This is a genomic window from Ensifer sp. ENS10 (assembly GCF_014852025.1).
GTDB lineage: Bacteria > Pseudomonadota > Alphaproteobacteria > Rhizobiales > Rhizobiaceae > Ensifer.
The window spans coordinates 279,578-303,593 of record NZ_JACVAS010000001.1 but is presented as its reverse complement, the minus strand read 5'-3'; the positions used below and the strand labels follow the sequence as shown (position 1 = coordinate 303,593).

Sequence of the window (24,016 nt, the reverse complement as noted above, 5' to 3'; positions counted from 1 at the left end):
CGATGAGCACGCCTGGAACATATGTCCGCCTTGCGCGGATCGGGTGGGTTCTCGTGCGCGAAGGCGTCGTCTCAGCCGTCCCAACCGAGCATCTGCCGTCGTTTGCCCGTTTCGCCCAGAAGGCGGCAGGACTTCTGGCGCGCCGCAGGGTGCCGGGCGAGGAACGCAGCGACCGCTTGTCACGCGCGGTCGCCCGCCTCGGGCCCTCCTATGTCAAGATCGGTCAGTTCCTGGCGACGCGCCCGGATGTCGTCGGCGCAGAGTTCGCGGCCGACCTGTCGCTCTTGCAGGACAGCATGGCGACCTTCCCGCAGAGCGAGGCGAAGGCCGCAATCGAAGGTTCGCTCGGCCGCAAGGTCGAGGACCTCTACGCCGAGCTCTCCGAACCGATGGCGGCCGCCTCGATCGCGCAGGTGCATCCGGCCATCGTGCTTCGCGACGGCAAGCCCGAAAAGGTCGCCGTCAAGGTCATCCGCCCCGGCGTGCGCCAGCGTTTCGCCTCCGATATCGAGGCGATGTATCTCGTCAGCCATATGCAGGAACGGTTCCTGCCCTATACGCGCCGGCTGAAGCCGGTCGAGGTCACCAAGACTCTGGAGCAGACGACGAAGATCGAAATGGACCTTCGTCTGGAGGCCGCCGCCCTTTCCGAGCTTGGCGAAAACACCAAGGACGATTCCGGCTTCCGCGTGCCGAAAGTCGATTGGGAACGGACCGGGCGCGACGTCGTCACGATGGAATGGATCGACGGCGTCAAGATGTCGGATATCGAGGGGTTGCAGGCCGCCGGACACGACCTCAACGAGCTTGCCGAGACGCTTATTCAGTCCTTCCTGCGCCACACGCTGCGCGACGGCTTCTTCCATGCCGACATGCACCAGGGCAATCTCTTCGTCGACGATGCCGGCCATATCGTCGCCGTCGACATGGGCATCGTCGGCCGTCTCGGCAAGAAAGAGCGCCGGTTCCTGGCGGAAATCCTCTTCGGCTTCATTACCCGTGACTACCAGCGCGTCGCCGACGTGCACTTCGAGGCGGGCTATGTGCCTTCGCATCACGACGCCGCGAGCTTCGCCCAGGCGATCCGCGCGATCGGCGAGCCGATCCACGGCCAGCCGGCCGAAACCATTTCGATGGCGAAGCTCTTGACGCTGCTCTTCGAGGTCACTGAACTCTTCGACATGCAGACGCGCCCCGAGCTCGTCATGCTGCAGAAGACCATGGTGGTCGTCGAAGGTGTGGCCCGCACGCTCAATCCGCGCTTCAACATGTGGAAGGCTTCGGAACCGGTCGTCGGCAAATGGATTCGCGACAATCTCGGACCGAAGCGCATCGTCACGGATCTGCGCGACGGCCTGCACGCGGCGCTCCGGCTCGCCGAGGCCGCCCCCGAGATCGCCGCCCGCACGGAAAAATTCTCCAGCGAGATCATGGCGATGAGCGAGAACGGCCTGCGCTTCGACGCCGAGACGGCGCACGCGATCGGCAAGGCGGAGGCCCGGCATACCCGTTCAGGCCGCGTCGCCCTCTGGCTGATCGCCGCCACGCTCGTCTATATCGCCTGGCAGGTCACCTGATCGCGGCGCGCAGAGCGTTCTGCGCGTTCTGCGGACTTGCCTTTCCACTTGCGCTTGTTATTCTTCCGCCATGGACAATCGCTCGACAATCGCAATGGTGCTTTGCACGCATACCCCAGGGGTGTGCGGGAGACCTGTTGCGCTGATTTAAGCGAAATGTCCCCCACCAACCCTGCCGAGGCGAGCAGGGTCGGGTCCTGTTTCCTCGGCGCAAAGAGAGGAAACAATGACCGAAACACACGCTCCTCCTGAAACCAAGATCCGCGCGGCGCGCATCGTCGACTGGGAGGCGGTCGCCGCCTTGATGAGCCAGCCAGGCATCCGATCTGGAACACTCCGACTGCCCTTTTCCACCCCGGAACAAACGCGCAAGTGGATCGAGACAAGATCGGACGACGACACGGTCATCGTTGCCGAACGCGACGGGCATATAGTCGGCATGGCCGGCCTGCACCGCAGCAAGGGACGTCGTCAGCATTCGGCTGCCCTTGGCATCAGCGTCGATGACAATCACCGTGGCGAAGGCATCGGTAAGGCACTGCTTACGGCTTTGATCGATGCCGCCGACAACTGGCTGGGCATCAGCCGCATCGAGCTCACGGTCTTCACCGACAACGAGTCTGCGATCGCACTCTACCGCAAGGCGGGTTTCGAGATGGAGGGCACACACAGGGCCTATGCGCTCAGGAACGGCGCATTGGCCGACGTCTTCGCGATGGCGCGCATCCGCACTCCTAGCGGATCGCGCGCTGCCTGACGGGCGGCAATGCGCCGATCGGCACCGGTCATGGCCGGGTTCGCAGCCCCCTTGGCAGCAGCCGGCCATGACCATGTTCCATCCGGAACTGCGCGCTTATCCGCGATGTGAGACCTTCTTCTCATGGATGACGAAGCGATCATCCCAACCAATCCAGAGGAGAGACCATCATGCGCAAGATCATCATCGCAGCCGTTGTTGCCGTTACCGCCGCCGTCTCCTTTGCCGCCCCGTCGCAGGCCGGCGGTTTCTCGATCGGCTTCAGCAATGGCCACTACGGTCATGGCTGGGGTGGGCATGTCGGCTATGTCGGCGACTACTACGGCGGCCCCTATTATTACGAAGACGAACCGTACTGCTTCCTCAAGAAGGTCAAGCGCTACGACCACTACGGCAACGTCTACTTCAAGAAAATTCGCATCTGCCGCTGATGCACTCAAGAAGGGCGAGGGGCAAAAGCCCGGTCGGTTTTCCGGTCGGGCTTTTCCGTTCGGCCTGCCTTCGCCATTCGCCGACGGTCAATTCGATTCCGCTTCGAGTAAAACTGTAGTAGCTCCAGTTCCTGGTCATTCTGAATTCCACATCGAGGAGAACCGGTCATGGATCTTGGTATTGCTGGAAAGCGCGCGCTGGTGCTCGGCGGCAGCAAGGGATTGGGCCGCGGCATTGCCGAGGCGCTGGCAAGCGAAGGCGTCATCGTTGCGCTGACCGGTCGCGATGCCGCATCGGCGGCCAAGGTCGCAAGCGACATCGGCCCGTCGGCGCGGGGCTACGCGCTCGACCTCTCGAAACCCGATATGCTCGACCGCCTGCTGGATCGGCTCGAAGCCGATTTCGGCGCGATCGACATTCTGGTGCTGAATGGCGGCGGACCGCCGCCCTCGCCGGCCTCGGCGATCGAGCCCGATTTCTGGCGGGCGCAATTCGAAACCATGGTGCTGGCCGGCATGCGCATCACCGGACGGCTGCTGCCCGGCATGCGGGAACGCCGGTTCGGACGCATCATCGCCGTCGCCTCCACCAGCATCCGCGAGCCGATCGTCGGGCTCACCGCCTCGAATGCGCTCAGAAGCGCTGTTGCAGGCTGGCTGAAGACACTTGCCGGCGAGGTCGCAGCCGAGGGCGTGACCGTCAACCTGCTTCTTCCAGGGCGGCTTGCCACCGACCGCACGCTCAGCTTCGACCGGATGGATGCCGAAAGCGAGGGCGTCGATATCGCCACGGTCGCGGCGCGCAGCCAGCAGGAGATCCCGCTTGGGCGCTACGGCACGCCGGCGGAATTCGGCGCGGCCGCGGCCTTCCTCGCCAGCCGCCAAGCAAGCTACATCACCGGCGTCGCGTTGCCCGTCGACGGCGGTCTCAGCCGCTCGATGCTCTAGGGCCGTTCAGGACAGCGTCCGTCCACGGATGGTGTGATTATCCGTCAGATCACACCTCGCTTCTGGTACCCATCACCTCCGGGCTGATGACCAGGTGGAATGCAATCGGCTCGCCGTGGCCCTGAAGCCTCAGCAATCGACCACGGTCGCGAATGCTATGAGCAGATCCAGGTCGAACGGCAACGCATTCATATTTCCCCTTTTCATCATTCATACATTTAATTTCCAAATGGATGGCCCGCCACCTACGGTCGGCGTCCAGGGCGCCATGCCGGGCGCGGGACAGGTTCGGCAAGACGCGCATCTTGCGCCCTTGAAAAGGTCACGGGCCGGCTCAAGTAAGCACGAGATCGCAAAGAGCGAGAGCGGCACGAAAGCGCGGCCAATTCCGGGCTTCCACGTCTCGCCCTTAACCGGAACCACTGCGATCGGTCGGCCTGTTCGACCGGTCGGCATGATCGGAAAGACCAAATGCGACCAAGACTATTCGGCTCGCTGGTCGGCGCATCGATCGCCGCCTTCAGCCTTTCACCCGCAGCCGTGGGGGCCTCCATGCTCGAAACCCAACTGATTTCTGCTGCCGAGGCCGGTGATACGGACAAGGTCAAATCGCTGCTGCAACAGGGCGCAAGCATCGAGACCCGTGATGCCAGCGGCGCCACGGCCCTTCTCGTCGCCACCCACGAAAACCGCGTCGATGCGGCACGCGCGCTGATCGAGGCCGGCGCCGACGTCAACGCCAAGGACAAGATCCAGGACAGTCCTTACCTCTACGCCGGCGCACGTGGCCATCTCGAAATCATGAAGCTGACGCTGGCCCATGGCGCCGACCTCAAGAGCACGAACCGCTATGGCGGCACGGCGCTCATTCCGGCCGCCGAGCGCGGCCATGTCGAGACCGTCAAGGCGCTGATCGAAGCCGGCGTCGATATCAACCACGTCAATCGCCTCGGCTGGACAGCGCTGCTTGAGGCGATCATCCTTGGCACCGGCGGCGAAAAGCACACCGAGATCGTGCGGCTGCTGATCAAGGCCGGCGCCGACGTCAACCTCGCCGATGGCGAAGGCGTCAGCCCGCTGAGCCACGCGCGCCAGCGCGGCTACGGCAGCATTGAAACGCTGCTGGTCGACGCCGGCGCGCGTTAGAAAGAACTCCCATGAACCAGGAACAGACCTATCTGGCCGAGGCGGTAACGCTTGCCCGCCGCAACATCGAGGATGGCGGACGGCCCTTCGGCGCTGTCGTCGTCAAGGACGGCGAGATCGTCGGCCGCGGCGTCAACGAGATGCTGTCGACCGGGGACCCGACTTCGCATGCGGAACTCAACGCATTGCGTGCCGCCGCCCGGACGCTCCGCTCCCCGCGGCTCGAAGGTGCTGCCGTCTATGCCAGTGGACAGCCCTGCCCGATGTGCCTTGCGGCCATGCGCATGGCCGGGATCACCGAGATCGCCTATGCGAACTCGAACGCCGATGCCGAATCTTTCGGCCTGTCGACAGCGGCGATCTACGCGGAACTGGCAAAACCGCTTGCCGAGCAGGCCATGCGCTTCCGCCATGTACCGGTCGACGATTCCGACACAACACCGCTCTACGTGACCTGGCAGGAGCGGCAGGGGAACGAATAGCCGGCAGGTGAAACAGCCCTGAGGCGGCCACGGCCGGTGGCCGCCTTGCATTTTCGTTCAGACCACGGCCGAGTGGGAAACCGACGCCCTCAGCCGACAGGGACAGATTGCCGCTGGATAGCTGCCCACTTGCCGAGTACACGCGACGGATGTAATCGCAAAGGGAGTCTTCTTCCTTACTCCCGTCGCTCGACATTCCCACGGAAACCGAGCGCTCCCAGCCTGCAGGTGCCCGTGATGAATGCCTATTCCGAAAAAGCGGGTCGCCGTGTTGCGCTGCTTCTCATCGCGGGTTCCGGCGTGGTGACGATCGCGAAGGGCATGAGCCTGACCTTCCTCGCGATCCGCCTGCAGCGTGATTTTGGCCTCAGCCCCGCAGGCATCGGCGCTCTCATCGGCGCCGGCCCGCTGCTCGGCGCAATCGTCAGCCCCTTTGCCGGCACGCTGTCCGATCGCATCGGCCGAAAAGGGGTGCTGACCGCAGCGCTTTTCATGGCCGGGCTGGCGCTGGCGGGGCTCGGACTGGCGCAATCGATCGCCGCCTTCGCGCTGGCGCACATCGTGTCTGCCGTCGCAGCCGCCGTCTACGAACCGGTTGCGCGTGCCTTGATGAGCGATGCAGCGCCTGAGCATCTGCGCCTTAAAGTCTTCTCCTGGCGTTATCTCGCCATCAATGCCGGCTGGGCCATCGGGCCGCTGATCGGCGTCTGGGTCGGTGCTGCCTATTCGACGCTGTTCGTCAGCGCCGGCGTCATGCACGCAGCCTTCGGCCTGGTGCTCTTCTTGAACGTGCCCGAAGCCGGCAACAGGCAGATGATCCAAACCAAAGGGGCAACACAGGCTGCCGGTGGCTGGCGCGGGCTTGTTGCCGCCCTGCGCGACCGAAGGCTGGTATTCTTCGTCATCGGCGGCACGCTGCTCTTGGCCGTTCATGGTCAATGGTCGGTGACCTTGTCGCAGTATCTCAACACCGGCTTTGCGGATGGCGTCACCCTCTTCGCGCTCCTGGTTTCGACCAATGCCGCAACGGTGCTGATCGCCAGCACGCCTGCCCGCTTCGTCATCGAACGGATCGGCGCGCTGCCGGCACTGTCACTCGGCTGCCTCTTGTTTCTGCTTGGCGAAGTCGGTTTTGCGGCCTCGTCCGGAATGGAAATGCTCGTCGCCTCGATGATCCTCTTCACCATCGGCGAGGTGCTCGTCGTGCCCTCGGAATATGTGCTGGTCGATGGTATCTCCGATGCCGGCAATCGCGGCACCTATTTCGGCGCCCATTCGCTCTCGACGGTCGGGAACTTCCTTGGGCCACTGATCGGCGGCCTGGCACTCGGCACCATCGGCGGCGCCGGCATGTTCCTGCTGTTTGCATTTCTTTCGGCGGCAAGCGCGCTTCTGTTTGCGATCGGCCACTCCATGCCGCCGCCGCGCCCTGAGACCGCGCGCGCCGATGCGTCCGACGGTGGCGCCATTAGCGGCGATCTCCTGCGGCTGGGTCAATTCGCCTAGCGCCGTTATCCTCCCGTCGCAGGCGCCGACGAGGCGTTGATCTGCTGTTGCACCCGTTCGAGCGGCCCCGGCGCCAACGCCGCTGGCGGCTGATACGGATTGGAGAAGGCATAGATCAGAAACAGAATGATGCCCGTGTACGCGCCGAAGAGGCAGAGCAGCAGCAGATTGCGCCGCATTGGCGGGAAGGAATAATAGGCGAGCGCGATGAAGATGACGCCGGAGAGTGCCGCGAACCAGAAGATACTGTCGATCGAGTCCGCGACATTGCTTTCCCGCTTGGTCCGGCTTTGCGAGATGTCGTGCAGCCGCTCCAGCATCTGGCTGCGCAGGCTCTCCTGGCGCTTGTCGGCCGGGACCAGGTTCAGCACGTGCTGATAGGCGCGATCCCAGTGCACCCAAGCCTGTGGTGAAAGACGTCCCTTGTCCGCCAGTGACTGCCATTCACCATCGATCACCTCGGCCGCATAGGCGGAGATCGCCTGCTGGATCGGCGCCTTGACGGCTTCACCGTAACGTTCGGCGTCGTAGAAGATGTCAGCGGTCGCCCCGGCTTCGGTAGCCATCTCGTATTTGAGCTGCTGGTACTCGACCATCTCCTGCGCAAAGACCAGCGCGAGGATCAAGCCATGCAGCGCCGAAATGCGAAAGATGACCAAACTGGCAAGTTCCTTTTCGTGCCCTTCCGCCTCGCCGCCCATGATCAGCCGCATTGCAAAGTAGGACGCGAGCGTCAGGGCGACCGTGCCGAAGACGAATAAGGCACCGAGCAACATCTCGACGATCATTTTCCCCTCCGCCGGCCGCCGATAACATCGGCAATTCTGAGCGTCGAGGCCTGGAAACACAACGCCTCGCTTTATTAGCAAATGCACGCAACAGCTGTCTTGCCTGCAGGCAAACCGCTATGTTTGCAGCCGCCGCCACCATTTCGACATTGCCAACCCGTAAGCGCCGCGCCGAAACAGGAGTAAAAACAACATCATGACCGCCCCAAGCGAACAGACAGTCCTCAAGCAATCGATCGCGGCCACCGTCGTCGTCGGGGTGACGGGCGTGATCTTCGGTCTGCTTTCGGGCTCGGTTTCCATCGTCTTCGACGGCGTGTTCTCGGCCGTCGATGCCTCCATGACCGTGCTTGCGCTCGGCGTGACGCAACTGATCCCGAAGCAGAGCAAGCGGTTCCAGATGGGTTTCTGGCATATCGAGCCCATGGTGCTGCTCTTCAATGCCGGGCTGCTGACGCTGCTTTCCTTCTACGCGATGGTCAACGCCGTCGGATCGCTCCTGTCGGGTGGCAACCATCTCGCCTTCGACTGGGCGATTGCCTATGCCGCCGTCGTCGTGGTGATCTGCCTCGTCATGTTTTTCTACATTCGCCGGGCAAACCGGCCGATCGGCTCGGAGTTCCTGGCGCTCGACGTGCGTGCCTGGGCGATGTCCGGTGCGATCACCTCGGCCCTGCTCGTCGCCTTCGTGATCGCCGCGGCGTTGAAGGGTACGGCTTACGAACACTGGACGCCCTATGTCGACCCGGCGATCCTGATCGTGCTGACGCTCTGCCTTATTCCGCTGCCGATCCGCACGGTCTTCCAGGCATTGAAGGAGATCTTCCTGGTCGCGCCTGCCGAACTCGACGAGCGCGTGCGTCAGGCGGCGGCAAATGCGGTCGCGCGCCACGGCTTTGCCGACTATCGCACCTATGTCGCCAAGGTCGGGCGCTCCAAGACGATCGAGGTCTATCTTATCGGAACGCCGGAAACCAAGGTCGGCACCCTCGCCGAACTCGACCGGATCCGCGCCGAGGTCGGCGAGGAGATCGGCGATCCCGGCCACGACCGCTGGCTGACGATCGCCTTTACCGGCGAAGCGCGCTGGGCTGAGTAATCTTCCCCCGTCAGGAAAGCTCGATCCGCCTGTTGATGCCGATCGCCTCCAGGAAGGCGTGGTCGTGGCTGACGACGAGCAGCGCGCCGTCATAGGCTCTGAGACCCGCCTCGACCGCCTCGACGGATTCGATATCCAGATGGTTGGTCGGCTCGTCGAGGATCAAGAGCTGCGGTGGGCTGCTGCCGCCGAGCACGCAGGCAAGCCCTGCACGCAGCATCTGGCCGCCGCTGAGGCTCGAAACGACCTGCAAGGCCGCGTCTGCCCGGAACATGAAACGGGCGAGCGCCGCGCGGCAGTCGTTCTCGCTGGCGTCAGGATTAAGTTGCCGGAAATTGTCACGGATCGAAAGACGGGGATCGATCAGGCTCACCTGCTGGTCGAGCATGGCGTATTCGACCAGGACACGCACATTGCCGGACCATGGCTTGAGATCACCGGTCAACAGCGACAGCAGCGTCGTCTTGCCCGAGCCGTTGCGGCCGGTGAGTGCTACGCGCTCGGGGCCGACGATCGAGAGCGACAGCCGGTCGATCACTGGCGTTCGCGGCTGATAACCCGCAGTGACGGCATCGACCTGCAGCACGCCCCGGCCGGCGGGCAGGCCGGTCGCAGGCAGGCGGACGGTCAGCGGCTGCAGGATTTCGATGCGTTCGCGTGCCTCGGCCACATCGCCGATCGCAGAATCGCGGCGGCGCTCGGCAAGACGGGCATTGTCGCCGCCCGTCTTCTCGCTGCGCTCCTTCCTCGCATCGAGCAGCAGCAGCGGCTCATCCCCCTTGGCCCGCTTACGGCGGCCTGACGCGTCCTTGCGCGCCTTGCGCTCGGCTATCTCTTGCGTTTTTCGTTGGACCTCGGCCAGACGGCGCTCCGCGTCGGCGAGATCGTGACGGGCCGACGCGAGCTCGATCGCCTTGCGCTCGCGGTAGTGGCTCCAGTTGCCGCCATAGGTCGTGGCGCCGAGCGATGTCAGCTCGACGATCGCATCCATCGTCTCCAGGAGTTCGCGGTCATGGCTGACGACGATGGCGCCGCCGCGCCAGCCCGCCATCAACGCGGCAACGGCAGCCCGCCCCTCGCGGTCGAGATTGTTGGTGGGTTCGTCGAGCAGGATGAAATCCGGTTCCTGGAAGACGAGGGCGGCAAGCTTCACGCGGGTCATCTGCCCGCCGGAAAGTGCTGCAAGGCGCGTCCCCGCCGACGCCTCCAGACCGACGCGCGCAAGTGCTGCCTCCAGCCGGGATTCGAGCGTCCAGTCGGCCGCGGCAAGCTCGTCCATGCTGGCCAGCCCTTCTTCCGCACGCTTGAGGACGCCAAGCGCATCGCGGATGCCAAACAGGTCGGCGACGGTTTCATTGTCCGCGACCTGGACGGTCTGGCTGAGCATGCCGAGGCTGCCCGTGACCGTAACCTTGCCGGCCTGCGGCGCGAGTGAACCTTCGATCAGCCGCAGGAGCGTCGACTTGCCGACGCCGTTGCGGCCGACGAGACCGGTGCGCAAAGCACCAAAGCTCAGGTCGAGATTGGAAAAGAGGCTTCGGCCCTCAGGCGTGGACCACGAAAGTTGGGAGAGTGAAATCGAAGCAGGCATGGATACGGTTTTCCCTGATGGCAAGACGGTTCGGCTTGGCGGTCAGGGTGAAATCCATCGATGCGTGTATCCTGTTCAAATTTCTATCGCGGCAATAGATAGCATCGAATGCGCCCGTTTCAAGGCGGGACATTCGATTGCCGCGCGGCGATAAGCGGAGGATCAGGCGAGGCTGCGCCGCGCCTCGTCATGGCCGAAAGTCAGCCCGGAGGCGCGCACGCTTCGGTTTCGGCCGTGGTTCTTGGCGTCGAGAAGAGCGGCGTCAGCCCGCGTCAGCAGGGTAGCGACGGGCCCGTCGTCCGGAGCCGAGGCAATGCCGACCGAGACTGAAACCGTGCCCAGAATCCGGCCGCGATGCGACAGAGGGGTGGTGCCGATCCGGGTCCTCAGCCGCTCGGCAAGCTCGAAACCTGCCGCCTCGTCTGCTTCCGGCAGCAACACCGTAAATTCCTCGCCGCCGAAACGATAGGCGCTGCCGGCGTCGGCCACCGTATCGACGATGATCTGCGCGACATATTGCATGACGACGTCGCCGGCATCGTGGCCGAACTCATCGTTGAAGCGCTTGAAATGGTCGATATCGATCATCAGGCAGGTGAGTGGCTTGCCGCCCTGCCCGCGCGGCTCACGGTTCAGCGCCTCGTCGAGGCAGCGCCGGTTGAGCAGGCCCGTCAGCGCGTCGCGCACCGCCAGATTGGTGAGCTTCTCGCGCAGCTGAAGATTGGCGACGGCCAGCCCGATGTTTTCGGCGATCAATTCGAGATAGAGGCGCGATGCTTCGACTGCGAATGTTTCGTCAGAGCGCTCCTCGAAATAGAGGAGACCAATGGTATCGCCCTGGGCTGTCAGCGGCACGCAGAGACCGACCGCGCCATCGTCGTCGAGATGCTGGCAGGCGATGTCGCTGTGACCGCGATTGCTGACATGCGGCCGGCCGCGGCGAAGTCCCCAGCAGGCGCTGGACGGGAAGGATGGCGCAGAATGCTGCGGATCGAACCAACTGCCGACGCGGGTCAAGAGCGTCCGGCTGTCGCTCAGCACGTAGAGATGGCCAGCAAGATTGGGAAAGACCTGCGGCGCGAAGCGGGCCACGACCTCGGCCAGTTCGTCCTGGCTCTGGCAGGCCTGCAGCCGGTGCATCATCTGCAGGATCAGGTCCTTGGTCTGCTGGTCCAGGCGCCGCTCCGCATCGAGCCGATCACGTTCGATACCGTTTTCCCGAAAGATATGGATCGCCTTGTTCATCTCGCCGATTTCATCGCGGCGCCGATCGAGCGGCACTTCCACAGCGTAGTCCTGCTCGGCGAGACGCGTGACGATGCCGCTCATGCGGGTGAGCGGCATGGCGACGCGGCGCTTGAGAATGAAATAGAGCACGCTCAGGAACAGGGCGGCGGTGATGCCAAGCATCGTCTTGGCGGCGATGGCGAACCAGTCGCTGCGCGCCTGTGCCTCGTTGAGCGCCCCGCCTGTGCGAGCATTGGTCAAGTCTCGAAACCGTGCGACCGTGTCGAGAAGCGCTGTCTGCAGGCGCTCGTGCTCCGGGCCGAATAGCTTCTCCAGGGCGGTCGTGCGATCGCCCTTCTGATAGGCCTCGATGGCGGCAACCTCGATCTTGTCGAGTGCCTCTGCCTCGCGCATCGTCTCCTGAAGGGCTGCGATCTCGCCCTGGGACGCGCCGAAACTCGTGGCCGTCTTGATCGCCTCTTCGCGCTTGCGCTCCTCTTCCTCCGCGCGATGGAAGGTTTCGAGGTGACGCTCGTCGCCGCGCATGACGTAAAGGCGCGCCTCGTCGGTCCGTACTTCCGCTCCGAGCGCAAGTTCTTCGCCAAGCGTATCGAGGGCAAGATGCTGTTCGACCGCGCGCCTCTCCTCGAGAGCGCTATTCGTCGACAGGATGAAGGCGGCGCCCGAAAGCCCCGTCAGAAGCACGGTAACGCCGTAGGCCCAGTTGGTGATCGCATTTATTCGCATGAGAAGAGCTTACCCTGCGCGGATTGAAAGCGGATTAATCGCATTCCCTGGCTTCGGCAACAGGCCCGGAGCATGTTGACGCGGGCGGCACGGCTTTTGTTCCATTGCGCGCTACGGGCGGGAACAACCGGTGGTGATGCCCGGGGGGCCAGCATAGCGAAACGCCATATCGCACGGATGTCAGCGCAGGCTACCTCCTCCGGTGGGACACGTTGCGCGCAGCGGATCGCTCAAGTAGGTTCGATCTCGAAGGCGCTGGTGAGGCCAGCCGCTGGAATATTCTGGTATCGCGTAGAACCCGGCAGCCCATGCCGGGCAAGAGGACGGCCGAAAGGCCGGGTGCAAATGACACTGTCGGGCAAGCGTATTCTCCTGATCATCTCCGGCGGCATCGCGGCCTATAAGAGCCTCGATCTCATCCGACGTTTGCGGGAACGCGGGGCGAGCGTGCGGCCGGTGATGACGGCCGGCGCGCAGCAGTTCGTGACCCCGCTTGCCGTCGGCGCGCTGTCCGCCTCGCACGTCTATATCGATCTCTTTTCGCGCGAGGACGAGCAGGATGTCGGCCATATCCGACTGGCGCGCGAGTGCGACCTGATCGTCGTTGCGCCGGCGACCGCCGACCTGATGGCCAAGATGGCGAACGGCCATGCGGACGACCTCGCCTCCACCATCCTGCTCGCGACCGACCGGCCGGTGCTGATCGCTCCCGCGATGAACCCGAAGATGTGGGCGCATCCGGCAACGCGCCGCAACCGGGCGACGCTCGCCAAAGACGGCATCCGCTTCATTGGCCCCGAAGCCGGCGAGATGGCGGAAAGCGGCGAGGCCGGGGAAGGCCGCATGAGCGAGCCGCTTTCGATCGTGGCCGCCGTCGAGGATCTTCTCGGCGGCGCCGCGAAGCCGCTTGCCGGGCGCAGCGTGATCGTAACCTCAGGGCCGACGCATGAGCCGATCGACCCAGTGCGTTACATCGCCAACCGTTCCTCCGGCAAGCAAGGCCACGCGATCGCCGCCGCGCTGGCAAAGCTCGGCGCTAATGTCACACTCGTCTCCGGCCCGGTGACGATCCCGGATCCCGCCGGCGTCAAGGTCGTGCACGTGGAGCGGGCCGAGGAAATGCGCGACGCGGTGCTAACCGCCCTGCCCGCCGATGTCGCCGTGATGGTTGCCGCCGTTGCCGACTGGCGGGTAGCCAGCGCTGCCGGCAACAAGATCAAGAAGAAGCCGGGCGAGGCCCCGCCGCCGCTGCAGCTTGCCGAAAACCCCGATATCCTGAAGACGGTCGGCCATCATACCAAGCGGCCGAAGCTCGTGATCGGCTTTGCCGCCGAGACCGAAAACGTCGCCGACAACGGCCGCGCCAAGCTCGAGCGCAAGGGCGCCGACTTCATCCTCGCCAACGACGTTTCGCCGGCAACCGGCATCATGGGCGGCGACCGCAACAAGGTGAAGCTGATCTCCCCTGCCGGCAACGACGACTGGCCGGAGATGGACAAGGACGCGGTTGCGGAAAAGCTGGCCGTGATGATTGCCGAGCAACTGGCGCGGATCGACAAGGGCTAGCTCCGAATTACCGATGCCCCTCACCCTAGCCCTCTCCCCGCAAGCGGGGCGAGGGGGGACGTGCCCTGAGTGAACGAAGCGTTCGCAGCAAGCAGATAGATTCGGGAGAGTGCGGCATGTCCCTTCTCCCCGCCTGCGGGGAAAAGGTGGCGGCAGCCGGATGAGGGGCCACCTGCCATCGACCATCAAGATACTGCGCCTCAAGCCATCTGACGTGTCTTCACCGGCGTCCCCTGCGTCGAGAACAGCCGGACATCGACACCATTCTCACCGACAATGACCGCCGTGCCGTCCGGGATTTCCACCCAGGCGCTATCGTCGTCGTTGAGCGGCTCGGAAACGAGGCAATAGCCGCCGCTCGGGCCCATGGGTGCCGCGTAGAGCGTCGGCGCCTTCCAGTCGGAGGCATAGCGCACGGCGTAGAGATCCTGGCCGTCGGAGAAGGCGGCGGTGAAGCGGACCAGCACCTGGCGTTCGAGATGTTCGGCAAGCTGCTCGACGAAGGCGAGTGCCTCGGCGATCGCGCCGAGCGGATCGCGGTCGAGCCCGAACTGCATGGCAAGCAGGAACAGAAGCTCGGAATCGGTCGTGCCGGTGCGCGCCGAATAGAGATCGTTGTCGAGCATGCTCTCCATCGGCCGGCGCAGATGCTCGAAGTCGCCGATCTGGCCGTTGTGCATGAACGACCAGCGGCCGAAGACGAAAGGATGACAGTTGTCGCGCCTTGTGCCACCGCCGGTCGCGGCGCGCACATGGGCAAGAAAGAGCGGCGAGCGGATCTGGCGGGCAATGCTCTTGAGATTGCAGTCCGACCAGGCGGGCAGGATATCGCGGTAGCGCCCCGGCTCCGGGTGATCGCCATACCAGGCGATGCCGAAGCCGTCGCCATTGGTGGCCGTCTTCGCCCGCGTCGCGCAATGGGACTGTTCGATCAGCGAGTGCGCGGGAGAGGTTACCAGTTCCTCGAGATAGAGCGGGTCCCCGCGATAGGCTGCCCAGCGGCACATGCTGATTTCACTCCAGCTCCGCCCCGTAGACTCCGGAGCGATTCGTTAACCATGACGAAGTGCGATGTTCCAACGGAACATGGTAAAAATGCGTTAACACATTCCCCCTTGGTCAAGATGAGCCTGGCCGGAACGCACAGATTTGGCCGTTTCGATGGACACCGTTCCCCTATTACCGTCGCATTTCGAATAAATATTCCATCTTGACAAAACTTGCACAATTCATTTCATTTTGGACCGATTGCAGCGGCGCCGACCGGGAGGACTTCAACATGGCCAGCAAGCGCAAACTCGGGATCGGCCTGATCGGCACGGGCTTCATGGGCAAGGCCCATGCGCTCGGCTTCACCATTGCCGCGCGGGTCTTCGACCTGCCCTTCGAGCTCGATCTCGTTTCGGTCGCCGACGTGACCACCGAGAGCGCTGAACGGGCTCGCGGCCAACTCGGCTTCCGCAAGGCGACTGCCGACTGGCGCGAACTTTTGACCGATCCGGATATCGACATCATCGACATCACCACGCCGAACCTCCTGCACAAGGAAATGGCGCTGGCGGCAATCGCCCATGGCAAGCATGTCTATTGCGAAAAGCCGCTGGCGCCGACCGTCGCCGAATGCAGCGAGATGGTCGAGGCCGCCGAGAAGGCCGGCGTCGTCACCCAGGTTGGCTTCAACTATCTCAAGAACCCGCTGATCTTCCTTGCCAAAGACATCATCGAAAGCGGCGAGATCGGCGAGATCCGCTCGATGCGCGGCATCCATGCGGAAGATTTCATGGCCGATGCCAACGTGCCGTGGGGCTGGCGCCTGAACCCGGCCAGCGGCGGCGGCGCGCTTGCCGATATCGGCAGCCACATCATCGCCTCCATGCGCCACCTCGTCGGCCCGATCAAAGCGGTGTTGGCCGAAACCATCATCCAGATTCCGGAACGCCCCGTTGCCGCCGGCTCCAGCGAAACACGCGCCGTCGAGGTCGACGACATCACGCGCGCCTTCGTGCGGTTCGAGAACGGCGCCACCGGCAGCTTCGAGGCCAGCTGGATCGCAACGGGGCGCAAGATGCAGCACGATTTCGAAATCTACGGCTCCAAGGGCAGCATCGTCTTCACCCAGGAGCGGCTGAACGAAATCCGCCTCTACAAGACCGGCGACGACATCCGCACCCGCGGCTTCCGCACCATCTGGGCGGGACCGGAGCATCCGCCCTATGGCGCCTTCTGCGTGGCTCCCGGCCACCAGATCGGCTTCAACGACCTGAAGGCGATCGAGGTCAAGGAATTCCTCGACGCCATCGCCGGGGGCAAATCACCCTCGACCGATTTCCGCGAAGGCTTTGAGGTACAGAAGGTGCTGTCGGCGACCTATCAGTCTGCCAGGACCAATGAATGGGTGCATATCTAGAAAATGGAACGTCTGTTCTATGCCGTTCCCGGCTAATCGATTAGAGTGAGGATGCAAACGACACCGAAGACCGAGGAGACGAATAAGACATGGCCATGCCGGAAACGACGACGGAGGTCCCGCAGGATTTCGAGGCGCTGAAGGCCGCCATTCTGGAACGCAAGGCGCAGCTACCGAAACGGCTGCGCCAGGTCGCCGCCTATTCGCTCGACAATCCTGACGAAATCGCCTTCGGCACGGCGGCGAGCATCGCCACCTCCGCCGAAGTGCAGCCGTCGACGCTGGTGCGCTTCGCTCAGCATTTCGGCTTCGAGGGCTTCTCCAGCCTGCAGCAGATCTTTCGCGCGCGGCTGCGCGAGCGCACGCCCGGCTACGAGGATCGGCTGAAGGCGCTGAGCAACAACGACCATAGCAGGCTCGAAAGCGGCTCGATCTTCAACGGCTTCGTCGCCGCCGCCCACCGCTCGCTCGACAACATCGCCTCTTCGGTCGATCCGGGAGCCTTCGAGCGGGCCGTCGACATTTTGGCCAAAGCTGACACGATCTACCTGATCGCCAAGCGCCGCTCCTACCCGATCTCCAGCTACATGGCCTATGCCTTTGGCAAGCTGAAGGTGAAGTACCAGCTCGTCGGCACGGCCGCCGGCATCGACGAGGATGTGCTGGCCATGGCGACGAAGAACGATGCGGCCTTTGCCGTCAGTTTCTCACCCTATGCCTCCGAAAGCGCCGCCCAGGCGAGGCTTCTCGCGGAACGCAAGGTGCCGGTCGTGTCGCTGACGGATTCGGCCTTCTCGCCGCTCGCGGAATCCTCGAAGGTCTGGTTCGAACTGGTCGAGGCCGACCATGCCGGGTTCCGTTCGCTCTCCGCCAGCATGGCCTTCGCCATGGCGCTGACCGTCGCCATCGCCGAGAAGCGTCAGCGCCTTGCCGAAGGTGGCTAGGTCAAACGGAACAGATAGAATGAAAATTCCATATTGACGAAACGTCGGAATTTATGTTTCATACCGCCATCACCCACAGTACGAAAATGGTCGGGCCCGCCAAGGTGTCCGCGGGGAGGAAGCAGTGAGCCAGAACGTTTCGGCACAGGGAGCAAAGTCGCTCGACCTGATCACCATCGGCCGAGCCTCGGTCGATCTCTACGGCCAGCAGATCGGCACGCGGCTTGAAGACGTTTCGAGCTTTGCCAAGTCGGTCGGCGGGTGCCCGTGCAACATCTCGGTCGGCACGGCCCGCCTGGGCCTCAAGTCGGCGTTGCTGACCCGCGTCGGCGACGAACAGATGGGCCGCTTCATCCGTGAGCAGCTCATCCGTGAAGGCGTCGAGACGCGCGGCATCGTCACCGATCCGGAGCGGCTGACGGCGCTCGCCATCCTCGCGGTCGAAAACGACAAGTCCTTCCCGCTGCTCTTCTACCGCGACAACTGCGCCGACAACGCGCTCTGCGAAGACGACGTTTCGGAAGACTTCATCCGCTCGGCCCGCGCCATCCTCGTCTCCGGCACGCATTTCTCCAAGCCGAACACCGACGCCGCCCAACGCAAGGCCATGCGCCTTGCCAAGGAAAGCGGCGCCAAGATCGTCTTCGACATCGACTACCGTCCGAACCTCTGGGGTCTTGCCGGCCATGATGCCGGCGAGAGCCGCTACATCGCCTCCGACCGGGTTTCGGCGCACCTGAAGACCGTTCTTGCCGATTGCGACCTGATCGTCGGCACGGAAGAGGAAGTGCTGATCGCGTCCGGCGAAAGCGACCTCTTGCAAGCGCTGAAGACAATCCGCTCGCTTTCCAAGGCGACGATCGTTCTGAAGCGCGGACCGATGGGTTGCATCGTCTATGACGGCCCTATCTCCGACAATCTCGAAGACGGCATCGTCGGCAAGGGCTTCCCGATCGAGGTCTACAACGTGCTCGGCGCCGGCGACGCCTTCATGTCCGGCTTCCTGCGCGGCTGGCTGAAGAACGAACCGCATGCAACATCTGCCACCTGGGCCAATGCTTGCGGCGCCTTTGCCGTATCGCGGCTGCTTTGTGCGCCTGAAATTCCGACCTGGACCGAGCTGCAGTTCTTCCTGGAAAACGGCAGCAAGGAACGGGCGCTGCGCAAGGACGAGGCGATCAACCACGTTCACTGGGCGACCACCCGTCGCCGCGACATTCCGCTTCTGATGGCGCTTGCGATCGACCATCGCAGCCAGCTCGAAGATATGGCCGCCGGCGACCAGGCTCTGCTTGCCCGTATTCCCGCCTTCAAGGTGCTGGCGGTCAAGGCCGCCGCCCAGGTCGCGGCCGGTCGCTCCGGCTTCGGCATGCTGATCGACGATAAATACGGCCGCGATGCGCTTTATGCCGCCGGCGCACACCACGATTTCTGGATCGGCAAGCCGATCGAGCTCCCGGGCTCGCGGCCGCTGCAGTTCGAATTCAGCCAGGACCTCGGCAGCCGCCTGATCGATTGGCCGGTCGATCATTGCATCAAGGTGCTCTCCTTCTACCACCCGGATGATCCCGCAGACCTCAAGGCGCAGCAGGTGGCGAAGCTCCGCTCGGCCTTCGAAGCGGCCCGCAAGGTCGGTCGCGAGATCCTGATCGAGATCATCGCCGGCAAGCATGGCAAGCTCGACGACCAGACGATCCCGCGGGCGCTGACCGAACTCTACGACGCCGGCCTCAAGCCCGACTGGTGGAAGCTCGAGCCGCAGGCAAGCCGCGGCGCCTGGGCGGCGATCGACGCCGTGATCGAGGCCCGCGATCCGCTCTGCCGCGGCGTGGTGCTCCTGGGCCTCGAGGCGCCCTATGAGCAGTTGAAGGATGGCTTTGCAGCCGCCCGCACCTCGAAGACGGTCAAAGGCTTCGCCGTCGGCCGCACGATCTTCGCCGATGCCGGCAAGGCCTGGCTCGGCGGTACGATGACAGACGAGCAGGCGATCGCCGACATGGCCGGAAAATTTGGGGCGTTGGTGGATCTCTGGCTGCAACTGGGTGAAACAAAGGCGGCATAGGATCGACGGATAACCATCGATAATGCTGCGGACAGGGTGGAACGGGACGATTCCGCCACGAGGAGGAAACAGACAATGAGCCAGAAGACCGTGCGCCTGACCATGGCCCAGGCCGTGGCGCGGTTCCTGACCCGCCAGATGACCGTGATCGACGGCAAGAAGGTACCGATCTTCGGCGGCGTCTTCGCCATCTTCGGCCACGGCAACGTTGCCGGCGTCGGCGAAGCGCTGCATGCAATCAAGGACACGCTGCCGACCTACCGCGCTCAGAACGAACATGGCATGGCCAATGCAGCGATCGCCTTTGCCAAGGCGAGCTTCCGCCGCCGCTTCATGGCCTGCACAACCTCGATCGGCCCCGGCGCACTCAACATGGTGACCTCGGCGGCACTCGCCCATGTCAACCGCCTGCCTGTCCTGTTCCTGCCCGGCGACGTCTTCGCCAATCGCCGCCCCGATCCGGTGCTGCAGCAGGTGGAAAGCTTCGGCGACGGCACGATCTCGGCCAATGACTGCTTCCGTCCGGTGTCGCGTTACTTCGACCGCATCACACGGCCCGAACAGATCGTGCCGGCGCTCCGCCGCGCCATGCAGGTTCTCACCGATCCGGCTGATTGCGGCCCCGTCACGCTGTCGCTCTGCCAGGACGTGCAGGCTGAAGCCTATGACTATCCGGAAAACTTCTTCGACGAGAAGGTCTGGGTGCCGCGCCGCATCGAGCCCGATCTCGACGAACTGGCAACGGCAATCGCAGCGCTGAAGCAAGCGAAGAAGCCGATCATCATCGCCGGTGGCGGCGTGCTCTATTCGGAAGCGACCAAGGAGCTCGGCGACTTTGCCGAACGGCACGGCATTCCCGTCGTCGAAACGCAGGCCGGCAAGTCGGCGCTGCCGCATTCGCATTCCCTTAACATGGGCTCGGTCGGCGTCACCGGCACTTCCGCCTCCAACGCGCTCGCCGAGGACGCCGATGTGGTTCTCGCCGTCGGTTCGCGGTTGCAGGATTTCACCACCGGTTCCTGGGCGCTCTTCAAGAATGAGGGCCTCAAGATCATCGGCCTCAACGTCCAGCCGTTCGATGCCGGCAAGCACAACGGCCTGCCTCTGATTGCCGACGCCCGCGCCGGTCTCAACCGGATCTCTGGCGGTCTCGGCAGCTACAAGGCCGACCCGAGCTGGACCGCCAAGGCCAAGGCCGGCAAGGCCGAATGGCTGACGGCTGCCGACAAGGCGACCGCCACGACCAATGCGGCGCTTCCCTCCGATGCCCAGGTGATCGGCGCCGTCCAGCGCGCCCGCGGCGGCAAGAACACGACCCTCGTCTGCGCCGCCGGCGGTCTGCCGGGCGAGTTGCATAAGCTCTGGCAGGCGGAAGAGCCTGGCGGCTACCACATGGAATACGGCTTCTCGACCATGGGCTACGAGGTCGCCGGCGGCCTCGGCGTCAAGCTTGCCAAGCCCGAGAGCGATGTCATCGTCATGGTCGGCGACGGCAGCTATATGATGCTGAACTCGGAGATCGCCTCCTCGATCATGCTCGGCGCCAAGTTCACCATCGTGCTGCTCGACAATGCCGGCTACGGCTGCATCAACCGGCTGCAGATGGGCACCGGCGGCGCCAACTTCAACAATCTCTTGAAGGACACCCATCACGTCGAGCTGCCGCAGATCGACTTCGCGGCCCACGCTGCCGCGATGGGCGCCGTCACCCGCAAGGTCGGCTCGATCTCCGAGCTCGAAGCGGCCCTCAAGGAGACGGCGGGCGAGGCGCGCACGACCGTCATCGTCATCGACACCGACCCGCTGATCACCACCGAGGCCGGCGGCCACTGGTGGGATGTGGCAGTGCCCGAAGTCTCGGGCCGCAAGCAAGTCAACGAGGCGCGCGAGGGCTACGTAAAGGCGCTCACCTCCCAGCGCTTCGGCTAAGATTGCCCTTTCGGCGCCCGCGTCTTTGCCTGTCGGGCAACGTCCGGAAGGATGAGACATCGAGAGCGGCCCCTCACCCTAACCCTCTCCCCGCGAGCGGGGAGAGGGAACACGGAGGGCGCGGCATTTCCCTTCTCCCCGCCTGCGGGGAGAAGGTGGCGGCAGCCGGATGAGGGGGCAATCGCCCCGTCCCCGCTGCGCACCCATGAGGCACCACGAACGATCCGCCTGCGCGGACAATGCTATAGGAAACGACTAACATGATCCGCTACGGAACCAACCCGATCGCCTGGAGCAACGACGACGATCATACGATCGGCGCGCATCTGACGCTCGAGGATTGCCTCTCCGATTGCCAGAAGATCGGCTTCGACGGCATCGAGAAGGGGCACAAGATGCCAAGCGATCCGGAGGCACTGAAGCAGAAGCTCGCCTCCTACGATCTCGTCTTCGTTTCCGGCTGGCATTCGACCAACTTGCTCACCCACGACGTCGAGGCCGAGAAGAAGGCGATCCAGCCACATCTCGACCTCCTGAAGCACAATGGTTGCAAGGTGGCGATCGTCTGCGAAACCTCGAACGCCATTCATGGCGACGACACGAAGTCGGTTGCCAACGATAAGCCGGTGCTGCCGGCCGACCAGTGGAAGAAGTTCGGTGCCGACCTCGAAGCGATCGCTGAGTATTGCGCCGGCCAGGGCATCGACCTCGTCTACCACCACCACATGGGCACGATCGTCCAGACCGGCGAGGAAATCGACCTCCTGATGCAGAACACCGGGCCGGCGACCAAGCTGCTGCTCGATACCGGCCACGCCTGGTTCGGCGGCTCCGATCCGGCGGAAGTCGCAAGCAAGTACATGCACCGTGTACGCCACATCCATTGCAAGAACGTGCGGCCGGCCATCCGCAAAGTCGTCGAAGGTGAAGACCTCTCCTTCCTCGAAGGCGTGCGCCGCGGCGTCTTCACCGTGCCCGGCGACAGCGAGGGCGGCGTCGACTTCCTGCCCGTGCTGAAGATCGCGGCCGAGCACGACTATTCCGGCTGGCTGGTGATCGAGGCCGAACAGGATTCGGCCGTGCGCAACCCGTTCGAATACCAGTCACTCGGGCTGAAGTCGCTGAAGGCCCTTGCCAAGGAAGCCGGGCTCGACAAGTAAGCTCACGGTTTCGGTCGCCGGACTTCACGGGGATTGCCCCTCATCCGGCTGCCGCCACCTTCTCCCCGCTTGCGGGGAGAAGGGATATGCCGCTGGCTCCCCAATTCCTCGCGACGTAAGGTGGAGAGCATGCGGCAAACTCCAGATTCCCTCTCCCCGCCTGCGGGGAGAGGGTTAGGGTGAGGGGCAAGCCACACGTTCAGAGCGCCCCGGGAAAGGAATCAGGGAGACCGTCACATGTCCAAGCTGCTCGTCAAACCGAAGGCCAAATCGGGCCTGATGCAAAACGTGACGCCGGAGAGCGCCGGGTGGACCTATGTCGGCTTCGCGCTTGAACGGCTGAAGGCCGGCGAAACGACCGAAGGCGAGACCGGTGACAAGGAAGTCTGCCTCGTGCTGGTCTCCGGTAAGGCGAAGGTATCCGTTGACGGCGAAAGCTTCGGCGAACTCGGCGGGCGCATGACGCCGTTCGAGGGCCAGCCCTATGCCGTCTATGTGCCGAAGGGCAGCCGCTGGCAGGCAACGGCGACTTCGGATCTGGATCTTGCCATCTGCTCGGCACCGGGCGGCGAGGGCTTCAAGGCGAAGGTCATCGCGCCGGGCACGCATCCGCAGATGACGCGCGGCAAGGGCACCAACACCCGCTACGTCACCAACATCATGCCGGAAGATGACGGTTCGGCGCAGTCTCTGCTCGTCGTAGAAGTGATTACGCCCGGCGGCCACACCTCCTCCTACCCGCCGCACAAGCACGACCAGGACGACCTGCCGGCCGAAAGCTATCTGGAAGAGACCTACTATCACCGGCTGAACCCGCCGCAGGGTTTCGCCATGCAGCGCGTCTATACCGACGACCGCTCGCTGGACGAGACCATGGCGGTCGAGGACGGCGACGTGACGCTGGTGCCGAAGGGATATCACCCCGTTGCCGCAGTACACGGCTACGACGTCTACTATCTCAACGTCATGGCCGGGCCGAAGCGTATCTGGAAGTTCCACAACGCCCGCGAACACGAGTGGCTGTTCACCGGCGTGTAAGTTTCTACTTACGCAATCGTGGCCCCATGCCTCCAGCCGCTGCAGCCAGTGGCGATTGTCGTCGATAGTCAGGCGTGAGCTATCCAAGCTCAAACCCGGAAAGCGGCATACACTTTTTGCTGCTCCGCTCTAGCTTCTGTGCTTTCAGGGAGGCCTCCATGCGCATCGACGGGCAATGCCACTGCGGCTACGTGACCTATGAGGCCGAGATCGATCCGGGCGACGTCGCGATCTGCCATTGCACCGATTGCCAGCAACTGACGGGATCCGCCTATCGCGTGACCGCAGGTACTGCCCGCGAGAACTTCCGGCTGACCGGCGGCGAACCGAATCTCTATACGAAGGTCGCTGAAAACGGTCGCCAGCGGCTGCAGTTCTTCTGCCCGAACTGCGGCTCGCCGATCTATACGACCGGCACGGACGAGGATGCGTTGGAAGTCGGCATCCGGGTCGGCACGATCAACCAGCGCCGGGAGCTCAAGCCACGGTCGCAGATCTGGTGCTCCTCGGCGCTGCCCTGGATCGGCGATGTCAGGAAATTGCCCGGACGCGACCGCGATGAGGCGCCCTACTCTTAGATCACGATGGTTTAGAGCGGGATGCGGGCGGAA

At 63.8% G+C, this 24,016-nt stretch carries 20 protein-coding genes; 16 read left to right on the top strand and 4 right to left on the bottom strand.

Annotated features, from left to right (window positions below; genetic code table 11):
* Positions 1 to 2 precede the first annotated feature (2 nt).
* The 7 genes from ubiB (at position 3) to IB265_RS01515 (ending at position 6,847) form a co-directional block, all read left to right on the top strand.
* Positions 3 to 1,577, top strand: coding sequence for a 2-polyprenylphenol 6-hydroxylase (ubiB, locus tag IB265_RS01545; protein ID WP_057247973.1), 1,575 nt, complete (start codon positions 3 to 5; stop codon positions 1,575 to 1,577).
* A gap of 226 nt (positions 1,578 to 1,803) precedes the next feature.
* On the top strand, positions 1,804 to 2,334 hold the full coding sequence (locus IB265_RS01540) for a GNAT family N-acetyltransferase (protein WP_057247972.1): 531 nt from the start codon (positions 1,804 to 1,806) through the stop codon (positions 2,332 to 2,334).
* 170 nt (positions 2,335 to 2,504) lie between these two features.
* Complete coding sequence (locus tag IB265_RS01535; protein ID WP_057247971.1) at positions 2,505 to 2,765, top strand: hypothetical protein; 261 nt, start codon at positions 2,505 to 2,507, stop codon at positions 2,763 to 2,765.
* A 168-nt stretch (positions 2,766 to 2,933) separates the two neighbouring features.
* Complete coding sequence (locus IB265_RS01530; protein WP_113479346.1) at positions 2,934 to 3,713, top strand: SDR family oxidoreductase; 780 nt, start codon at positions 2,934 to 2,936, stop codon at positions 3,711 to 3,713.
* A 552-nt stretch (positions 3,714 to 4,265) separates the two neighbouring features.
* Positions 4,266 to 4,859, top strand: a complete 594-nt coding sequence (locus IB265_RS01525; RefSeq protein ID WP_057248245.1) for an ankyrin repeat domain-containing protein — start codon at positions 4,266 to 4,268, stop codon at positions 4,857 to 4,859.
* Positions 4,860 to 4,870: 11 nt separating this feature from the next.
* Positions 4,871 to 5,341, top strand: coding sequence for a nucleoside deaminase (locus IB265_RS01520; RefSeq protein WP_057247969.1), 471 nt, complete (start codon positions 4,871 to 4,873; stop codon positions 5,339 to 5,341).
* A gap of 237 nt (positions 5,342 to 5,578) precedes the next feature.
* Positions 5,579 to 6,847, top strand: a complete 1,269-nt coding sequence (locus IB265_RS01515; RefSeq protein WP_210334375.1) for an MFS transporter — start codon at positions 5,579 to 5,581, stop codon at positions 6,845 to 6,847.
* Between the two features lie 5 nt (positions 6,848 to 6,852).
* Here IB265_RS01515 and IB265_RS01510 read toward each other — a convergent pair whose 3' ends face one another.
* Entirely contained in the window at positions 6,853 to 7,635 is a 783-nt protein-coding gene (locus IB265_RS01510) for a DUF4239 domain-containing protein (protein ID WP_057247967.1), read from the bottom strand.
* Positions 7,636 to 7,831: 196 nt separating this feature from the next.
* On the opposite strand from IB265_RS01510, the gene IB265_RS01505 reads away from it, so the two are divergent.
* Complete coding sequence (locus tag IB265_RS01505) at positions 7,832 to 8,734, top strand: cation diffusion facilitator family transporter (protein ID WP_057247966.1); 903 nt, start codon at positions 7,832 to 7,834, stop codon at positions 8,732 to 8,734.
* 10 nt (positions 8,735 to 8,744) lie between these two features.
* Here the strand turns inward: IB265_RS01505 and IB265_RS01500 are convergent, their stop codons facing one another.
* Entirely contained in the window at positions 8,745 to 10,325 is a 1,581-nt protein-coding gene (locus IB265_RS01500) for an ABC-F family ATP-binding cassette domain-containing protein (protein WP_057247965.1), read from the bottom strand.
* A gap of 162 nt (positions 10,326 to 10,487) precedes the next feature.
* On the bottom strand, positions 10,488 to 12,299 hold the full coding sequence (locus tag IB265_RS01495) for a diguanylate cyclase (RefSeq protein ID WP_057247964.1): 1,812 nt from the start codon (positions 12,297 to 12,299) through the stop codon (positions 10,488 to 10,490).
* 345 nt (positions 12,300 to 12,644) lie between these two features.
* Here IB265_RS01495 and coaBC point away from each other — a divergent pair, with 345 nt between their 5' ends.
* Positions 12,645 to 13,865, top strand: a complete 1,221-nt coding sequence (gene coaBC / locus IB265_RS01490; protein ID WP_110877872.1) for a bifunctional phosphopantothenoylcysteine decarboxylase/phosphopantothenate--cysteine ligase CoaBC — start codon at positions 12,645 to 12,647, stop codon at positions 13,863 to 13,865.
* A gap of 200 nt (positions 13,866 to 14,065) precedes the next feature.
* On the opposite strand, the gene IB265_RS01485 is transcribed toward coaBC, so the two are convergent.
* Positions 14,066 to 14,872: a class II glutamine amidotransferase gene (locus IB265_RS01485; RefSeq protein ID WP_057247962.1), complete on the bottom strand. Its 807-nt coding sequence runs from the start codon at positions 14,870 to 14,872 to the stop codon at positions 14,066 to 14,068.
* Between the two features lie 272 nt (positions 14,873 to 15,144).
* Between IB265_RS01485 and IB265_RS01480 the strand changes: the two genes are divergently transcribed.
* From IB265_RS01480 to IB265_RS01450, 7 genes are all read left to right on the top strand, one after another.
* Positions 15,145 to 16,272 (top strand): Gfo/Idh/MocA family protein, encoded by a 1,128-nt coding sequence (locus tag IB265_RS01480; RefSeq protein WP_057247961.1) that lies wholly within the window; start codon positions 15,145 to 15,147, stop codon positions 16,270 to 16,272.
* Positions 16,273 to 16,361: 89 nt separating this feature from the next.
* Positions 16,362 to 17,216 (top strand): MurR/RpiR family transcriptional regulator, encoded by an 855-nt coding sequence (locus tag IB265_RS01475; RefSeq protein WP_057247960.1) that lies wholly within the window; start codon positions 16,362 to 16,364, stop codon positions 17,214 to 17,216.
* 124 nt (positions 17,217 to 17,340) lie between these two features.
* On the top strand, positions 17,341 to 19,278 hold the full coding sequence (gene iolC, locus IB265_RS01470) for a 5-dehydro-2-deoxygluconokinase (protein ID WP_057247959.1): 1,938 nt from the start codon (positions 17,341 to 17,343) through the stop codon (positions 19,276 to 19,278).
* Between the two features lie 75 nt (positions 19,279 to 19,353).
* Positions 19,354 to 21,207 carry a 3D-(3,5/4)-trihydroxycyclohexane-1,2-dione acylhydrolase (decyclizing) gene (gene iolD / locus IB265_RS01465; RefSeq protein ID WP_192494609.1) on the top strand — a complete coding sequence of 618 codons (1,854 nt, stop codon included), beginning with the start codon at positions 19,354 to 19,356 and terminating at the stop codon, positions 21,205 to 21,207.
* Positions 21,208 to 21,467: 260 nt separating this feature from the next.
* A complete protein-coding gene (gene iolE / locus IB265_RS01460) occupies positions 21,468 to 22,367 on the top strand; it encodes a myo-inosose-2 dehydratase (RefSeq protein WP_057247957.1) in 900 nt (299 codons plus the stop codon).
* A 237-nt stretch (positions 22,368 to 22,604) separates the two neighbouring features.
* Positions 22,605 to 23,405 (top strand): 5-deoxy-glucuronate isomerase, encoded by an 801-nt coding sequence (gene iolB / locus IB265_RS01455; protein ID WP_057247956.1) that lies wholly within the window; start codon positions 22,605 to 22,607, stop codon positions 23,403 to 23,405.
* Between the two features lie 158 nt (positions 23,406 to 23,563).
* Positions 23,564 to 23,983, top strand: coding sequence for a GFA family protein (locus IB265_RS01450; RefSeq protein WP_192494608.1), 420 nt, complete (start codon positions 23,564 to 23,566; stop codon positions 23,981 to 23,983).
* Positions 23,984 to 24,016: the final 33 nt, after the last annotated feature.

What these genes read in the sequence shown, in the direction of transcription:
- ubiB (WP_057247973.1), top strand. Translation starts at nt 3, where the DNA reads ATGAGCACGCCTGGAACATATGTCCGCCTTGCGCGGATCGGGTGGGTT.
- IB265_RS01540 (WP_057247972.1), top strand. Translation starts at nt 1,804, where the DNA reads ATGACCGAAACACACGCTCCTCCTGAAACCAAGATCCGCGCGGCGCGC.
- IB265_RS01535 (WP_057247971.1), top strand. Translation starts at nt 2,505, where the DNA reads ATGCGCAAGATCATCATCGCAGCCGTTGTTGCCGTTACCGCCGCCGTC.
- IB265_RS01530 (WP_113479346.1), top strand. Translation starts at nt 2,934, where the DNA reads ATGGATCTTGGTATTGCTGGAAAGCGCGCGCTGGTGCTCGGCGGCAGC.
- IB265_RS01525 (WP_057248245.1), top strand. Translation starts at nt 4,266, where the DNA reads ATGCTCGAAACCCAACTGATTTCTGCTGCCGAGGCCGGTGATACGGAC.
- IB265_RS01520 (WP_057247969.1), top strand. Translation starts at nt 4,871, where the DNA reads ATGAACCAGGAACAGACCTATCTGGCCGAGGCGGTAACGCTTGCCCGC.
- IB265_RS01515 (WP_210334375.1), top strand. Translation starts at nt 5,579, where the DNA reads ATGAATGCCTATTCCGAAAAAGCGGGTCGCCGTGTTGCGCTGCTTCTC.
- IB265_RS01510 (WP_057247967.1), bottom strand. Translation starts at nt 7,635, where the DNA reads ATGATCGTCGAGATGTTGCTCGGTGCCTTATTCGTCTTCGGCACGGTC.
- IB265_RS01505 (WP_057247966.1), top strand. Translation starts at nt 7,832, where the DNA reads ATGACCGCCCCAAGCGAACAGACAGTCCTCAAGCAATCGATCGCGGCC.
- IB265_RS01500 (WP_057247965.1), bottom strand. Translation starts at nt 10,325, where the DNA reads ATGCCTGCTTCGATTTCACTCTCCCAACTTTCGTGGTCCACGCCTGAG.
- IB265_RS01495 (WP_057247964.1), bottom strand. Translation starts at nt 12,299, where the DNA reads ATGCGAATAAATGCGATCACCAACTGGGCCTACGGCGTTACCGTGCTT.
- coaBC (WP_110877872.1), top strand. Translation starts at nt 12,645, where the DNA reads ATGACACTGTCGGGCAAGCGTATTCTCCTGATCATCTCCGGCGGCATC.
- IB265_RS01485 (WP_057247962.1), bottom strand. Translation starts at nt 14,872, where the DNA reads ATGTGCCGCTGGGCAGCCTATCGCGGGGACCCGCTCTATCTCGAGGAA.
- IB265_RS01480 (WP_057247961.1), top strand. Translation starts at nt 15,145, where the DNA reads ATGGCCAGCAAGCGCAAACTCGGGATCGGCCTGATCGGCACGGGCTTC.
- IB265_RS01475 (WP_057247960.1), top strand. Translation starts at nt 16,362, where the DNA reads ATGGCCATGCCGGAAACGACGACGGAGGTCCCGCAGGATTTCGAGGCG.
- iolD (WP_192494609.1), top strand. Translation starts at nt 19,354, where the DNA reads ATGAGCCAGAAGACCGTGCGCCTGACCATGGCCCAGGCCGTGGCGCGG.
- iolE (WP_057247957.1), top strand. Translation starts at nt 21,468, where the DNA reads ATGATCCGCTACGGAACCAACCCGATCGCCTGGAGCAACGACGACGAT.
- iolB (WP_057247956.1), top strand. Translation starts at nt 22,605, where the DNA reads ATGTCCAAGCTGCTCGTCAAACCGAAGGCCAAATCGGGCCTGATGCAA.
- IB265_RS01450 (WP_192494608.1), top strand. Translation starts at nt 23,564, where the DNA reads ATGCGCATCGACGGGCAATGCCACTGCGGCTACGTGACCTATGAGGCC.